A 13,722-nucleotide genomic window follows, 5' to 3' on the forward strand; every position below is an offset into this window, starting at 1 on the left:
GACATTCCTCACTTCGCGAAGGCTGGGCGAACAGGGCGGACGGGGGTGGACTCGGCGGACGGGGCGGCCCGCTCGGGGGCGAGCGGGCGGGGCCGGGGGCGGCGGGCGGGAACGTGTGGACCGCGGCGGCAGGTCACAGCGCTTCGAGCCGGTCCAGCAGCGCGGCGAGCACGGGCTCCGGCAGTTCGGGCTCCGGCGGCGGCTGGTTCAGGTCGATCCACGGCCACAGGTCGGCGCCGACCAGCGCGGCGGCCCGCTGCGGGGCGCGCTCCGGGTCGATGCCGTGCTTCTCGGCCAGCCGGGCCGCGAAGACCCGCTGGAGTTGCGGCCGCAGCGTGGTGGCGAAGTGCACGGCCCCCTTCTCGCCGAGCGAGTGGTCCACGATCCGCTGCCACTCGCCGAGCGCGGGGGCGCGGCTGTTCAGCAGCCGGACGGCCCTGCGGTAGCCGCTGTCCTGGGCGTCGCCGCCGGCGACGTAGCGGGCGGCGACGAGCGCGACGACGGCGAGCAGCACCAGCGCGGTGCCGGCCGCCGCGACGCCGTCCGTGAGGGCGACCAGCGCGACCGCGAGGACACTGCCCGCGACGAGGGCACCGACCACGGTGCGCGAGGACGCCGGCCGGTCGGAGGGGTCGGCCTCGGGGGCATGGGGGGCCGACCGGGCGTCGGGTGCGCGGGTCACGAGGCGGCCCCCGCCCCGGCGGCCTCGGCCGACCCTTCGGTGCCGTCCGTGCCGTCGGCCCGCCGTTCGAGCTGTGCGGCGATCTCGGACAGCGCGTCGGAGGCCCTCCGGCGGTGGCCGTCGTCCATGGGGTGGGTGGAGTAGCGGGCCTCGCGGAACAGTTCGGTCAGCTCGCCTGCGGCCGGGCCGGCCGGCAGACCGCCCGCCGCGGCCCGCTCCAGCAGGTCCTGCGGGCTGTCCGAGGCGCGCCGGGCGACCCCGGACGCGGCGAGCGAGGTCTCCATCGCCACGTAGCAGGCGATCACCGCGGCCCGGGCGTCGTCGTTGTCGAGCAGCGCGCGTCGGCCGGAGCGCACGGCCTGGGCGAGGAGTTCCTCGTCGTCCGCCACGACGCTGAAGACGCCGCTGGGCGCCGTGTGTTCGACCCGCCGCAGCATCCGCAGCAGGTACCGGACGGCATAGGCGACCGCGGCGACGGCGACGGCGATCAGCAGGCCGACCGCGAGGTGCAGCAGCCAGCCAGGGATGTGCAGCGACCCCTTGTCGGACGAGACGTGGGAGGGCTTCACCGTGCGGGGCGGCACGGTCTGGAACGAGCGCGGCCGCCCGGGCCGGTAGTCCAGACCGGGGCCGGTCCGGAAGTCGTGCAGGGCGAGCAGCAGCACGGGCACGGCGGCCGGCGCGATCATCAGGGTGTGGCGGACGACGTCCGCCAGCCGCTGCTGGGTGGCGGTGCGGTGCTCGTCGTACGGGCTGAACCGCTCGCGGTAGCGCCTGTTGGCCGCGATCGCGGCCACCAGCCACAGGACCGCGACGCCGAACGCGGCTGCGTTGCCGCCCAGCGGCCCGCGGCCCCGGCTGTCCGTCAGGCTGTCGGGGCGCAGCAGCAGGGCCGCCACGCCGATGCCCGCCACCACGATGACGGCCAGGGCCACTCGGCCCCCGCCCGATCCCGTGCCGCTCGCGCCTGTTCCCGGTTCCCGCCCCGTCAATCGCAACGCCTCCCCCTCGCGCTGGGCAGCTTGGCACACCGCGCTGTGGGCGTCACGGGCAGGGGTCGGCCGCCGCTCCCCCGGTGCCCGCTCTCCCGCGTTGCGGACCGCCCACGCCGCGCCAAGCATGGACGCATGGTCGACACGGCTCCGTTCGACGTGATCAGCGCGGGCCTCGCCGAGGTGCACGGGCAGTTCCTGCCGGTCACGGACGGCGAGGTCGCGTCGTACATCCCCAAGCTCGCGCTCGCCGATCCGGACGACTTCGGGCTGGCGCTGGTGAGCATGGACGGACACCGCTACCAGGCCGGGCGCTCCCAGGTGCCGTTCTCGATCCAGTCGGTCGCCAAGCCCTTCGTGTACGCGCTGGCGCTGGCGGAGCTGGGGCTCGACGAGATCCACCGCTGGGTGGGCAACGAGCCGAGCGGCGACGCGTTCAACGCGATCAGCCTGGAGCGCGGCACCGGGCGCCCGGCGAACCCGATGATCAACGCGGGTGCGATCGCGACCACCGACCTGGTCCCGGCGGACAGCCCGGAGGAGCGGTTCGCGCGGGTGCTGGAGGGCCTGAGCGCGTTCGCCGGGCACCGGCTGGAGGTCGACGAGGAGGTGTACCGCTCGGAGTCCGCGACCGGCGACCGCAACCGCGCCCTGGCCTACCTGATGCACGCCGCCGGCTCGCTGCGCACCGAGCCGCGCGCCGCGGTGGAGACGTACTTCCGGCAGTGCGCGGTCCGGGTGAACACCGTGGACCTGGCCGTGATGGCGGCGACGCTGGCCACCGGCGGCGTCAACCCGGTGACCGGAAGGACCGTGGTGCCCGAGCGGGTCGCGGTGCAGGTGCTGGCGGTGATGGCGACCTGCGGGATGTACGACGCGGCCGGCGACTGGCTGGTACGGGTCGGGCTGCCGGCCAAGAGCGGCGTGTCGGGCGGGCTGGCGGCGGCGAGTCCGGGCCGGTTCGGGCTCGCCTGCTACAGCCCGCCGCTGGACCCCACCGGCAGCCCGGTGCGGGCGGTGGCGGCGCTGCGCGAGGTGTCCCGGCGGCTCGGGCTGCACCTGATGCAACCACCCGCGCCGGGCCCGGCCACGGTCACGGCGTGCACGACGGCGGAGCACTGGCCCCCCGCCACGGACCGCCCGCCGCAGGAGCGGGAGCTGCTGGCGCGCGAGGCGCGGCGGATCGCGCTGGTGGCCGCGCGCGGCGAGCTGGACTTCACGGCGGTGGAGCGGGTGCTGTACGCGCTGGCGTCGGTGGCGCCGGACCGCCCGGGGTGGCTGGTGCTGGACCTCGCCGAGGTGATGTGGGTACGGCCGACGGCCCGGACGATGCTGACGGCGGCGCTGGCGCGGGTCACCGCCGCCGGGCACCGGGTGTGCGTGGTGACCGGCGCGGAGCCGTACGGGCACGGCGAGCTGACGACGGGCGCGGAAGTGCGCGGGAGCCGGGCGGACGCGGTGGCCTGGGCCGAGGACGGGCTGGTCGGCGAGTCCGCTGGGCTGCGGAAGTCGACTGATTGATATATCCAGGAAAGGACAGAAGTGGAAGACAACCGCAAGACGACCAGACGGTTCGGGGGCCGCGTCCGCGGCTGACGGCGCGACCGCACGCCCCCAGCCGTACGTGTCCGCCCGCTCCGGCCCCGCGCGCGTCCCACGCGCTCCGTCGCCGCCCGCGTCTTCGCCAGCCGCCGGAAAGGTCCGCCCATGCCCTCCATGCACCAGCCGCTGACTCCTGCCGCGCTCGCCGAACTGCGCCGGCCCCGCAAGTACCCGGCGGTCTCGGTGCTGCTGCCCACCCACCGGCGCGAGCCGGACAACGCGCAGGACGCCGTACGGCTGCGCAACCTCCTGGAGGAGGCGAAGAACGCGGTGCACAGCGACCCGGAGGTGGCCAGGGCGGACCGGATCGACGTGATCGGCCAGCTCGACCAGGCGCTGGCCGAGGTGGACCTGGTGTACGCGGAGGAGGGGCTGGCGATCTTCGCCGCGCCCGGCGAGCACCACGTGTGGTCGCTGGAGCGGTCGGTGCCGGAGCGGGTGCTGCTGGCGCAGACGTTCCTGACCCGCAACCTGGTGGCGGCCTACGCGGCGAACCAGCCGTTCCGGGTGCTGGCGCTGTCCGCGGACGTGGCCACGATGTGGAGCGGCGGGCGGCAGCACACGCCGCGGCAGGAGAAGGGGCCCTTCCCGGTGCGGCGGGCCCCGATCGACTTCGACCCGGAGCGGCAGGAGCGGATCGGGGACACCCCGAGCATCTTCAACGACGAGGACACCCGGGTCTTCCTGCGGGAGGTCACCGAGGCCGTGGCGGCGGCGCAGGCGGCCGACCCGCGGCCGCTGTACCTGGTCGGCGAGCCGGAGGCGATCAGCGCGCTGGACGAGGTCGGGCCGGTGGCCAGGGACGCGGTGGCGCACGTCGGACACGGCGGTCTGGCCCAGGGCCCGGGCGAGGCGCTGGCCAGGGCGGTCGCCGACGCCGACCGGGAGCGCGACGAGCGGGCGGTGGCGGCCGTGCTGGACGACCTGGACCGGGCCCGCGGCCGCAAGGAGTTCGCCGGCGGCGTGGACGAGGTGTGGCAGTCGGTGACCGAGGGCCGCGCCTCGCTGGTGGCGATCGAGGACGGCTACCGGACCACGGTCAGGGACGACGGTGAGCACCTGGTGCCGGCCGCTGCGGAGGAGCACGGCGCGCGCGACGACATCGTGGACGAGATCGCCGAGCAGGCGCTGGACACCGGGGCGCGGGTGCGGTTCGTCCCCGACGGGCACCTCGCGGACTCCGGTCACATCGCGGCGGTACTGCGGTACTGACCGAGCCGGGCGCGGGCGCCGACGGGTGCCGGTCCCACGGCTCCGGAAGGAGTCCGCTCGGCAGTGCCAACTGCCGCTCCACACCTATACGATGAGGTTCCGGTTCACGGCGGGGGCGGTGGAATCAACACATGGTTGACGGGGACGGGGCGGCGCCCGGGGCGGCGACCCTGGCGGAGAAGATCGACGCGCTCTTCCGCGTGGTGCGCAGGCCGGACCGCGAGGCGTACACCCACGAGGAAGTCGCGCGGGCCTGCCGGGAGGCGACCGGGGAGAGCTTCTCGACCACCTACCTGTGGCAGTTGCGCACCGGGCGGCGGACCAATCCGACCAAGCGCCATCTGGAGGCGCTCGCGCAGTTCTTCCAGATTCCGGTCGCGTACTTCTTCGACGACGAGCAGGGCGCGCGGATCGCCGCCGAACTGGAGCTGCTCGGCGCCCTGCGGGACGCCGGAGTGCGCAGTGTCGCCCTGCGGGCGGTGAACCTCTCGCCGGAAGGCATGGGCACCATCAGCGACATGATCGATCTGATCGCCAAACGCGAGGCCGAGCGGAACTCGCCGTAGCGCGGGGCCGTTCCGCATCGTCAGGGAGTGCGGCGGGCGGGGTCCGGGACGCGGGGGTTCCGGGGCCCGAGGCAACAGGGGTTCGAAGGAAACCGAGCGAGACGGGACCCGAGGGAAGCAGGGTTCCGGACAGGCGGGACCGTTCGGTGCCGGGACGCGGGGGTCCCGGCACCGGCGCCGGGGGTCCCGGAGTTCCGGTCAGTGCGCGGCGTCGGGCATCGGCGTCGCGCGAGCGGCGGTCGCCGGTGGCGATGGGGGTGATGCACGTGAGAGCGCGGGCAACCACACACGGCGTGCTGTGGGACAAGTACCGGCAGGCCATGGGCGACACCGTGCTGCCCAGACCGTTCGACGAGCTGGCGCTGATCGCCCGGCTCGCCGCGCGGCGCGGCCGGCCGATCGAGCTGATCCCGGTCGACGCGTTGCCGAACCTGCCGTGCGGGCTGCTGATGGTCACCGACCAGGCCGACTGCATCGTCTACGCCACGGACACCAGCACGCTGCACCAGCGGCACATCCTGCTGCACGAGGCGGCCCACCTGGTGTGCGGGCACGACCGGGTCGAGCCCGTCCCCGGGGCCGGGGGCCGCGATGTCCCGCCGGGGTCGCGGGCGCTGCTCCCCCACCTGCCCGACGCCCTGGTCCGCCGGGTGCTGGGCCGGACCGTCTACAGCGAGCCGCAGGAGCACGAGGCGGAGTTACTGGCGTCGCTGATCTGCTCGCGCGTCGCGCGCGAGGCGGACACGCCGCAGCTCGCGGAGGGCCAGCAGCGCCGGCTGGGGTCGATGTTCGGCGCGCCGCCCGCCCGGGGCGGGGCGCGTGGTTGACACCGGGACGTACGGCGCAGGCGGCCTGCTGATCGCGTTCGCCTGCTACCGGATGGTGGTCGCCCGGCGCGGCGAGCCCGACCCCGCGATGCGGTACATCGGCTGGTTCGCGATGTCGATGGGCGCGGCGCTGCTGGTGCTGGCCCCGGCCTCGGTGGCGGCGCTGGACCGGTTCGCGCCGGTGCCGAGGGCGGGGGTGCTGCTCGGCGCCGAGCTGAAGATGTGCGCGCTGACCGCGCTGGCGCTGATCGCCCGGGCGCTGGGCGAGCCGGGACACGGCACGCAGCGGCGGCTGACCTGGCAGGCGCTGGCCACGGCCGTCGCCATGGCCGCGCTCTTCCTCCCGGCGGGCCTGCGCGACCAGGGCGGCACCGGGTTCGTGGACGGCACCTCGGACCGCTGGCTGCTGGCCGGCTACGACCTGCTGTTCGTGGTGTACTCGCTGCGCTGCCTGGCGCTGTTCACCACGCTGCTGGGCCGCCACGCCCGCCGGATGCCGCCCAGCGCGCTGCGCACCGGGCTGCGGCTGATGCAGGCGAGCGGCGCGGTCGGGGCGCTGTGGACGCTGCTGCTGCTCCCGGACGCCGCGCACGTCCTGCGCTGGGGCCGGCAGGACACCGCGGAGGACTTCGGGTCGGCGGCGCTCGCGGTGGCCTGCGTGCTGCTCGCGGTGGGCGGGGCGACCGCCACCACGTGGCGCCGGGTGCTGGCCGCGCCGGTGCGGCTGGTGCGCGCCGCGCGTGCGTACCGGGCGCTGGAGCCGCTGTGGTCGGCGCTGTACGAGGCGCACCCGGGAATCGCGCTGCGGCCGTCGAAGGCGGGTCGGCGCCGCACCGGGAAGCCGGCGCTGCGGGACATGCAGTTCGCGCTGTACCGGCGGGTGATCGAGATCCACGACGGCCGGCTGTCGCTGCGGCCTTACTATCCGGCCGACGTCCGGGCCTGGCTGGCCGAGCGGGGCGCGGCCGGGGCGCCTGCCGTGTCGGGTCAGGCCGCGGTGGCGGCGCTGCCGCCCGGCTGTGCGTCGTCGGACGCGGTGACCGAGGCGGCGGCGCTGGCGGCGGCCGTGGAGGCGCGCCGCGCGGGGCTCCAACCGCCGCCGCGGCGGGCGGCGTTGACGGCGGCCGCCCTGCCGCGCACCGGGACCATCGACGGGGACGTGGCCTGGCTGATGGTGGTCGCGCAGGCGTTCACGGCGCTGACGGCGGCGGGCCGGCCGGTGGAACGCCGGACATGAAAGCGCCCCGGCCGGGACGGGGGGACCAGGCCGGGGCAGTCACGAGGTGATCCGGCGCGCACGTCAGGCGCTCCCGATCACAAACTTAGTTTAACACTCAATGAGCGTAGTCGAATCCACGGGGGGTCGGCGAGGTCCGCATGGGGGTCGCGGCCGGCACCGAGGCGTCGTCGGCCTGCGCGTCGGCGGCCACCTCGGCCCCGGCGCCCGCACCGGCCTCCGCGCCCGCACCGGCCTCCGCGCCCGCTCCGGCCGCACCCGCTCCGGCCGCGGCCGTGGGCAGCGCCTCGGCGGCGGGGCGGTCCTCGCCCAGCAGGTCCCGGAACTTCAGACCGTCGGCGGGCAGGTCGCGCCGCCACGCCATCGCCACCAGGGGCGCGAACAGGGCGAGCCCCGCACTCAGCGAGCTGGTCACCGACAGCCGCACCAGCGTGCCGTCGGCGTGCGGCAGCAGGTCGAAGCCGTAGAGCGGGACCTGGGTGCCCAGCGGGCCCCACATCCGCTGACCGCGGAACGCTATCCGGCGACCGGGCTCGTAGTCGGCGCAGACCAGCCGGTGGAACCGGCGCCGGCCCGGGAATCGGTAGCGGTAGACCGCGTTGACCCCCGGCTGTACGTACGCCGACGCGACCGAGGACACCCCCGAGCTCCACAGGGCGAGGTTGCGGGCGTCGGCGAGAAAGTCGAAGACCTCCGTCGGTGTACGCCGCACGAACACGTTCGTGGACACGCAAGGCATCGCAAAACCTCCCCGGTAGCGGCGTGGGCGGCTGCCGTGCGCGGGCGCGGACCGATGGACGGTTCGTGCGCCGGACGGGCGGTCGCCTGCTTCACTCCTCTTCCACAGCGTGCCCCGCAAAACCGCCCATGTCGTGGCAATGGGACCAATCGAGTGAGAACGCTGCGTGCACGGGGGTGATCAAGCGGTGCCGAGGACCGATAGCCTGACCTGGTGGAAGAGCAGAAGTTGCCGGCACGTTTCGAGCGCGGCACCGACGGACCGAAAGTGATCGTCGCCGGGCTCGACGGCTCGGATTCCTCCTGGCGGGCCGCGGCGTACGCCGGTGGTCTGGCCCGCCGGCAGCACGCCCTGCTCGCACTCGTGTACGTGCAGCCCTACATCGCCGGCGGCGCCGCGCTCGGCGTGCCGGTGTCGGAGGCGGACACCGGGATCGCGGAGCAGCTCCTCGCCGACATCCGCGACTCGGTGGAGCGGATGCGCGGGACCTTCACGGTGCGCTGGGAGTTCCACACCTTCCGCGGCGACCCCTACAACGGCCTGGCGATGGCCGCCGACCAGCTCACCGCCGACGCGGTCGTGGTCGGCGCCTCGGAGCGGGCCGGGCACCGGCTGGTCGGCTCGGTCGCGGTGCGCCTGGTGAAGTCCGGCCGCTGGCCGGTCACGGTCGTGCCGTAGCCCCCTCGCCATGACCCCGGTCGCACGCGGGCGTGCGACCGGGACCCGACCGGCATGCCCGGTCCGCCCCCTCGGCCTCCCTCAGCGGGCGGCCTGGGCGGGCGCGTACTTGTAGCCGACCCGGCGGACGGTCACGATGCTGCCGCGGTGCTCGGCGCCCAACTTCCGCCGCAGCCGGGCGATGTGGACGTCCACGGTGCGGCCGTCCCCGACGTGGCCGTATCCCCACACGGTGGTGACGAGCTGGTCGCGGGAGTGCACCCGGTGCGGGTGCGCGACCAGGTGGGCGAGCAACTCGAACTCCAGGTAGGTCAGGTCCAGCGGGCGGCCGTCGACGGCGGCGGTGCGGCGCTCGCCGTCTATGAGCACCGGCGCGACGGGCAGCGCCGGCCCGCCCCGCTGCTGCTCCACCACGGTCTCGACGACCGGCTCGACGGCGTACTGGTACGGGTCGGCGGCCGGCACCGGCTGATCGGCGCGGGCCCGGTCGGCCGGGACCAGCACCAGGTAGCCGACCATCGGGGCACCACCGGCCACCGCGGGCAGCACATGCCCGGGCGCGGGCAGCCAAGTGGCGCCGGGCGGAAGGAAGTCGGGGGCGGGCGGGACCTCGTCGGGCCGCACCGCGCGCAGCCGCTGCCGGGAGGCGGGCGGCGCGGGTACGGCGGCGGGTGCGGACGGGATGTGCGAGACGTTCGACATGGTTTCGGCTCTTTCGCGCGATGGGTCGGGAGGACTCCGTCGTGCGCGGGACCGGAAACGTGCTGCCGACGGCAACCGGCGCTGGGGCCGGAAGCGGTGCGAGGTCAGCGGGCGACGTGGTTCCGCGCGGGGATCGCGCGGCAACACCAGCGGTCGAAGTGGTGCTCCTGCCGGGACGGCCAGAAGGGCTCGAGGTCGTCGCGACCTGTCCCGGGGTCAGTGATGCTGGCCATGCCCCTATTGAACCAGACCCCGCGCCCCCGGTGTGAGGGTCCGGCAGGGTCCGCGACGTGTCCGCGGTCACGCTCCCGGCGCCACGCCCCGCCGTCCGCACCCCACTCGGCGGTCGCGGCACCGCCCGGGGCTACGCTGAGGCGTCGAGCTGAAGGAGTCGCCATGCAGATCCACCACGTGCTCACCACCCTGGCGGTCAACCAGTCCCCCGGACCCGGGCCGGTGATGCGCACGTTCATCGTGGTGTCGGTCGTCGGCGCCGCGTTCCTGGGCTGGTTCCTCCTCCGCGGCTACCGCGACTAGCCCCTGCGGGCGGCCGGGCCCTGTCCCACCGGGGTGCCCCCGGTCCGTGTGCCAAGGGACCTTGCGGTCGGTGGGTGGCTGGTCGCGCAGTTCCCCGCGCCCCTTGATATGTGCGGCTCCCCCGTGGTTGACGCGGAGGGAGCCGCAGTACTCCAAGGGGCGCGGGGAACTGCGCGACCAGCCACCGCGGACCGCAAGGTCCCTCTGCTCTCAGTACCGCCCAGCCCGGGGGGTCCCGCACCCCAGGCAGCGCCCTCAGCGGATCGGCACCCCTGCGAGGGTGCGGGCTATGACGAGCCGCTGGATCTCGCTGGTCCCCTCGAAAATCGTGTAGATCGCGCTGTCCCGGTGCATCCGCTCCACCGGGTACTCCCGGGTGTAGCCGTTGCCCCCGAGGATCTGGATCGCCTGCGCCGTGACCTTCTTCGCGGTCTCGCTGGCGAACAGCTTGGACATGGAGCCCTCCGCCGAGGTGAACGGGCGGCCGGCGGTGGCCATCCAGGACGCCCGCCACACCAGCAGCCGCGCCGCGTCGATCTGCGTGCGCATATCGGCGAGTTGGAACGCGACGCCCTGGTTGTCGATGATCGGGCGGCCGAACTGCTCGCGGGTCTTGGCGTATTCGAGGGCGTAGTCGTAGGCAGCGCGCGCGGTGCCGACCGCCATCGCGCCGACCGCCGGGCGGGACGCCTCGAACGTGGCCATCGCCGCGTTCTTCACCCTCTCCGCACCGTCGCCGGACTTCGCCCGCTGACGGGCGCGGGCCAGCCGCTCGTCGAGCTTCTCCTTGCCGCCGAGCAGGCAGTCGCCGGGCACGCGGACGTCCTCCAGTACGACCTCGGCGGTGTGCGAGGCGCGGATGCCGTGCTTCTTGAACTTCTGCCCCTGGGACAGGCCGGGGGTGCCGGGCGGCACGATGAAGGAGGCGTGGCCCTTGGTGCCGAGTTCCGGGTCGACCACGGCCACCACCACGTGCACGTTGGCGATGCCGCCGTTGGTGGCCCAGGTCTTGGTGCCGTTGAGCACCCACTCGTCGGTGGCCTGGTCGTAGACCGCGCGGGTGCGCATCGAGCCGACGTCGGAGCCGGCGTCCGGCTCGGAGGAGCAGAAGGCGGCCACCTTCACGTCGGCGGCGTCCCCGTACATCTGCGGCACCCAGGTGCCGATCTGCTCCTCGGTGCCGTTGGCGAGCACCCCGACGGCGGCCAGGCCGGTGCCGACGATGGACAGCGCGATGCCCGCGTCACCCCAGAACAGCTCCTCCATGGTCATGGGGATGCCCAGGCCGGTCGGGTCGAAGAACTGCTGGGCGTAGAAATCCAGCGAGTACAGCCCTATCTTGGCGGCCTCCTGGATGATGGGCCAGGGCGTCTCCTCGCGCTCGTCCCACTCGGCGGCGGCCGGGCGCATCACGTCGGCGGCGAAACCGTGAATCCATTCGCGCACGGACTGCTGTTCGTCGTTGAGTTCGAGCGTGAAGTCGCCCATGGTCCCCTCCACGTACTGGTTACTTGCGGTAACAGCAGTCTGTTACCGTGCGGTAGGGAATGTCAACTCACCGAGCGCCGAGCCGTGGAGTGCCCCGGGGGTGTTACGTTGCGCGCATAAAGCTGCAGTACACGAGCAGTGCAGACGAGCAGTTGACCCATGGCGCCCGGTGACACACGAGCGCGGCGAACGACCGGGAGGCGCACGGTGGACACCGGGCATCGGCAGGATCAGCGGACCGCCACCGAGCGCCGCCGTACCGAACTGCTGGAGGCCGCCGAACGCGTGGTGCTGCGCGAGGGCCCCGAGGCGTCGATGAACGCGATCGCCGCGGAGGCGGGCATCACCAAGCCGATCCTCTACCGGCACTTCGGTGACAAGTCCGGGCTGTACCGGGCACTGGCCAAGCGGCACACCGACGCGCTGCTGGCGACGTTGCGCACTGCGCTGGACTCCCCCGGGGACCGTCGCGACCGGGTCGAGGCCACCTTGCACGCGTACCTGTCCGCGATCGAGACCCGGCCGCAGGTCTACCGGTTCCTCATGCACCCGGCGGAGACGCCCGCGGCCGACGGAGAGAAGGGGTTCGACGTCGGCCGCCACCAGGTGCCGCTGCTGCGGCGGATGGGCGAGGACCTCGGCGACGTGATCGCCGAGCGGCTCGACCTCGGGCCCGACACCCGGCAGGTCGCGCGCGTGTGGGGGCACGGGATCGTCGGGATGATGTACGCCGCCGGCGACTGGTGGCTGGGCGAGCGGCCCTGCTCCCGGGACGAACTCGTGCGGACCCTGGCGGATTTGCTGTGGGGTCGGCTCACCCTCGCGGGTGACCGCGCCGGCAGCCGCGGACTGTAGGGCGCCCCTGACCCCCCGGGCTACCCGGTCCCGTCCGTCCAGGGACCACCCGCCGGCGGGTGGGCCAGCGCGCCGTTCCTCGCGCCCCTGCCCCCGGGCCGCCCGGTCCCGTCCGTCCAGGGACCACCTCGCGGTGGTGGGCCAGCGCGCGGTTCCGCCCCCAACGCTTCGCCTGGGAGGCGCCCTCAGCACCCACTTACGGGTGCACGCCTTCCGTGGCCAGCGCACGCCGGCCCGCGGCCGGGCTGCGGCGTCGACCGTCGCGGCGGTCGTCTCCCCCATCCGGAAGTCGATAGGCTGGGCCTGGCCAGCTCGGCCGAAGTCGAGGAGGAAGCACCCACGATGGCAGGCAACTCTGAGCCGCTGACGCCGCGGGCGAAGCTCGCCGTGACGGCGGGCAGGGCCGCGGCGGCGGTCTCCCGCGCCGCAGGCAAGGGCAGTGGATCGGTGATCGGCGGCAAGGTCGCGCTGAGGTTCGACCCCGACCTGCTCGCGCGCCTCGCCCGCCACCTGGACGTCGTACTGGTGTCGGCCACCAACGGCAAGACCACGACGACCCGGTTGCTCGCCGAGGCGCTGCGCGCGGGCGGCCCCGTGGTCTCGAACGCGCTGGGCGCGAACATGCCCGCCGGCATCACGTCGGCGCTGGCCGGCGGCTCCGACGCCAGGTTCGGCGTGATCGAGGTGGACGAGAAGTACCTCGCGGGCGTGGCGCGGGACACCACCCCGAAGGCGATCGCGCTGCTCAACCTCTCCCGGGACCAGCTGGACCGGGCCGCCGAGACCCGGATGCTCGCCGAGAAGTGGCGCGAGGGGCTGGCCGGTTCCGAGGCGATCGTCGTCGCCAACGCCGACGACCCGCTGATCGTGTGGGCCGCGTCGTCGAGCCCGACCGTGGTGTGGGTGGCCGCCGGCCAGGAGTGGAAGGACGACGCCTGGTCGTGCCCGTCCTGCGGCGGGGTGCTCCAGCGCCCCTCCGACGACTGGTTCTGCTCCGAGTGCGGTTTCCGCCGCCCGACCCCGACGTGGGGGCTGTCCGGCGACCACGTGGTCGATCCGTACGGCGTCGCGTGGCCGATCCACCTCCAGCTGCCCGGCCGCGCCAACAAGTCCAACGCGGCGGTGTCCACCGCGGTCGCCGCGGCCTTCGGCATCGACCCCAAGGTCGCGCTGGAGCGGATGTACAAGGTGCAGGCGGTCGCCGGGCGCTACGACGTGGTCACCTACCAGCAGCGCCAGGTGCGGCTGCTGCTGGCGAAGAACCCGGCGGGCTGGCTGGAGACGTTCTCGCTGATCGACCAGCCGCCGGCGCCGGTGATCCTGTCGGTGAACGCGCGCGGCGCCGACGGCACCGACACCTCCTGGCTGTGGGACGTGGACTACACCCGGCTGGCCGGGCACCCGATCATGGTGCTCGGTGACCGCCGGCTGGACCTGGCGGTGCGGCTGGAGGTGGCCGGACTGCAGTTCCGGGTCTGCGCCGACCTGGACGAGGCGGTGCGCAACGCGCCGCCCGGCCGGATCGAGGCGATCGCCAACTACACCGCGTTCCAGGACCTGCGCCGCAAGGTCGGAAACTGAACGGGCAGGCGGGCCCCGCGGACG

15 protein-coding genes are annotated in these 13,722 nt (G+C 74.4%); 9 read left to right on the forward strand and 6 right to left on the reverse strand.

Features of this window, described 5'->3' with window-relative positions:
* Positions 1–133 precede the first annotated feature (133 nt).
* On the reverse strand, positions 134–682 hold the full coding sequence (locus ACIPAE_RS08120) for a hypothetical protein (RefSeq protein ID WP_402443699.1): 549 nt from the start codon (positions 680–682) through the stop codon (positions 134–136).
* The gene (locus ACIPAE_RS08125; protein WP_329373095.1) at positions 679–1,617 is read right to left on the reverse strand and encodes a DUF4129 domain-containing protein; all 939 of its coding nucleotides are present in this window, start codon (positions 1,615–1,617) and stop codon (positions 679–681) included. The genes ACIPAE_RS08120 and ACIPAE_RS08125 overlap by 4 nt, the downstream gene beginning before the upstream one ends.
* 192 nt (positions 1,618–1,809) lie before the next feature.
* Here ACIPAE_RS08125 and glsA point away from each other — a divergent pair, with 192 nt between their 5' ends.
* From glsA to ACIPAE_RS08150, 5 genes are all read left to right on the forward strand, one after another.
* Positions 1,810–3,195 carry a glutaminase A gene (glsA, locus tag ACIPAE_RS08130; protein ID WP_402443701.1) on the forward strand — a complete coding sequence of 462 codons (1,386 nt, stop codon included), beginning with the start codon at positions 1,810–1,812 and terminating at the stop codon, positions 3,193–3,195.
* A gap of 195 nt (positions 3,196–3,390) precedes the next feature.
* A complete protein-coding gene (locus tag ACIPAE_RS08135) occupies positions 3,391–4,488 on the forward strand; it encodes a chemotaxis protein (protein WP_329374564.1) in 1,098 nt (365 codons plus the stop codon).
* Positions 4,489–4,619: 131 nt separating this feature from the next.
* On the forward strand, positions 4,620–5,054 hold the full coding sequence (locus ACIPAE_RS08140; protein ID WP_328459855.1) for an XRE family transcriptional regulator: 435 nt from the start codon (positions 4,620–4,622) through the stop codon (positions 5,052–5,054).
* A 266-nt stretch (positions 5,055–5,320) separates the two neighbouring features.
* Complete coding sequence (locus tag ACIPAE_RS08145; RefSeq protein ID WP_329373091.1) at positions 5,321–5,881, forward strand: ParH-like protein; 561 nt, start codon at positions 5,321–5,323, stop codon at positions 5,879–5,881.
* Positions 5,874–7,118, forward strand: coding sequence for an MAB_1171c family putative transporter (locus ACIPAE_RS08150; RefSeq protein ID WP_402443703.1), 1,245 nt, complete (start codon positions 5,874–5,876; stop codon positions 7,116–7,118). The genes ACIPAE_RS08145 and ACIPAE_RS08150 overlap by 8 nt, the downstream gene beginning before the upstream one ends.
* Before the next feature lie 97 nt (positions 7,119–7,215).
* On the opposite strand, the gene ACIPAE_RS08155 is transcribed toward ACIPAE_RS08150, so the two are convergent.
* Positions 7,216–7,848: an SRPBCC family protein gene (locus ACIPAE_RS08155; RefSeq protein WP_402443704.1), complete on the reverse strand. Its 633-nt coding sequence runs from the start codon at positions 7,846–7,848 to the stop codon at positions 7,216–7,218.
* A 222-nt stretch (positions 7,849–8,070) separates the two neighbouring features.
* Between ACIPAE_RS08155 and ACIPAE_RS08160 the strand changes: the two genes are divergently transcribed.
* Positions 8,071–8,535 carry a universal stress protein gene (locus tag ACIPAE_RS08160; RefSeq protein ID WP_328459863.1) on the forward strand — a complete coding sequence of 155 codons (465 nt, stop codon included), beginning with the start codon at positions 8,071–8,073 and terminating at the stop codon, positions 8,533–8,535.
* An 81-nt stretch (positions 8,536–8,616) separates the two neighbouring features.
* Here the strand turns inward: ACIPAE_RS08160 and ACIPAE_RS08165 are convergent, their stop codons facing one another.
* Entirely contained in the window at positions 8,617–9,237 is a 621-nt protein-coding gene (locus ACIPAE_RS08165; protein WP_402443706.1) for a winged helix-turn-helix domain-containing protein, read from the reverse strand.
* Positions 9,238–9,341: 104 nt separating this feature from the next.
* The gene (locus ACIPAE_RS08170) at positions 9,342–9,470 is read right to left on the reverse strand and encodes a hypothetical protein (RefSeq protein ID WP_328459867.1); all 129 of its coding nucleotides are present in this window, start codon (positions 9,468–9,470) and stop codon (positions 9,342–9,344) included.
* A gap of 163 nt (positions 9,471–9,633) precedes the next feature.
* Here ACIPAE_RS08170 and ACIPAE_RS08175 point away from each other — a divergent pair, with 163 nt between their 5' ends.
* Complete coding sequence (locus tag ACIPAE_RS08175) at positions 9,634–9,774, forward strand: hypothetical protein (protein WP_328459869.1); 141 nt, start codon at positions 9,634–9,636, stop codon at positions 9,772–9,774.
* A gap of 255 nt (positions 9,775–10,029) precedes the next feature.
* Here ACIPAE_RS08175 and ACIPAE_RS08180 read toward each other — a convergent pair whose 3' ends face one another.
* Entirely contained in the window at positions 10,030–11,262 is a 1,233-nt protein-coding gene (locus ACIPAE_RS08180; protein ID WP_329373081.1) for an acyl-CoA dehydrogenase family protein, read from the reverse strand.
* Between the two features lie 207 nt (positions 11,263–11,469).
* On the opposite strand from ACIPAE_RS08180, the gene ACIPAE_RS08185 reads away from it, so the two are divergent.
* On the forward strand, positions 11,470–12,117 hold the full coding sequence (locus ACIPAE_RS08185; protein WP_328459874.1) for a TetR family transcriptional regulator: 648 nt from the start codon (positions 11,470–11,472) through the stop codon (positions 12,115–12,117).
* 342 nt (positions 12,118–12,459) lie between these two features.
* Positions 12,460–13,698: a MurT ligase domain-containing protein gene (locus ACIPAE_RS08190; protein WP_328459876.1), complete on the forward strand. Its 1,239-nt coding sequence runs from the start codon at positions 12,460–12,462 to the stop codon at positions 13,696–13,698.
* The last annotated feature ends 24 nt before the right edge of the window (positions 13,699–13,722 follow it).

Source organism: Streptomyces sp. NPDC087270, from assembly GCF_044744625.1.
Lineage (GTDB): Bacteria > Actinomycetota > Actinomycetes > Streptomycetales > Streptomycetaceae > Actinacidiphila.

Coding starts and splice junctions, on each gene's coding strand:
- glsA (WP_402443701.1), top strand. CDS start 1,810: ATGGTCGACACGGCTCCGTTCGACGTGATCAGCGCGGGCCTCGCCGAG.
- ACIPAE_RS08180 (WP_329373081.1), bottom strand. CDS start 11,262: ATGGGCGACTTCACGCTCGAACTCAACGACGAACAGCAGTCCGTGCGC.
- ACIPAE_RS08190 (WP_328459876.1), top strand. CDS start 12,460: ATGGCAGGCAACTCTGAGCCGCTGACGCCGCGGGCGAAGCTCGCCGTG.
- ACIPAE_RS08135 (WP_329374564.1), top strand. CDS start 3,391: ATGCACCAGCCGCTGACTCCTGCCGCGCTCGCCGAACTGCGCCGGCCC.
- ACIPAE_RS08165 (WP_402443706.1), bottom strand. CDS start 9,237: ATGTCGAACGTCTCGCACATCCCGTCCGCACCCGCCGCCGTACCCGCG.
- ACIPAE_RS08170 (WP_328459867.1), bottom strand. CDS start 9,470: ATGGCCAGCATCACTGACCCCGGGACAGGTCGCGACGACCTCGAGCCC.
- ACIPAE_RS08140 (WP_328459855.1), top strand. CDS start 4,620: ATGGTTGACGGGGACGGGGCGGCGCCCGGGGCGGCGACCCTGGCGGAG.
- ACIPAE_RS08175 (WP_328459869.1), top strand. CDS start 9,634: ATGCAGATCCACCACGTGCTCACCACCCTGGCGGTCAACCAGTCCCCC.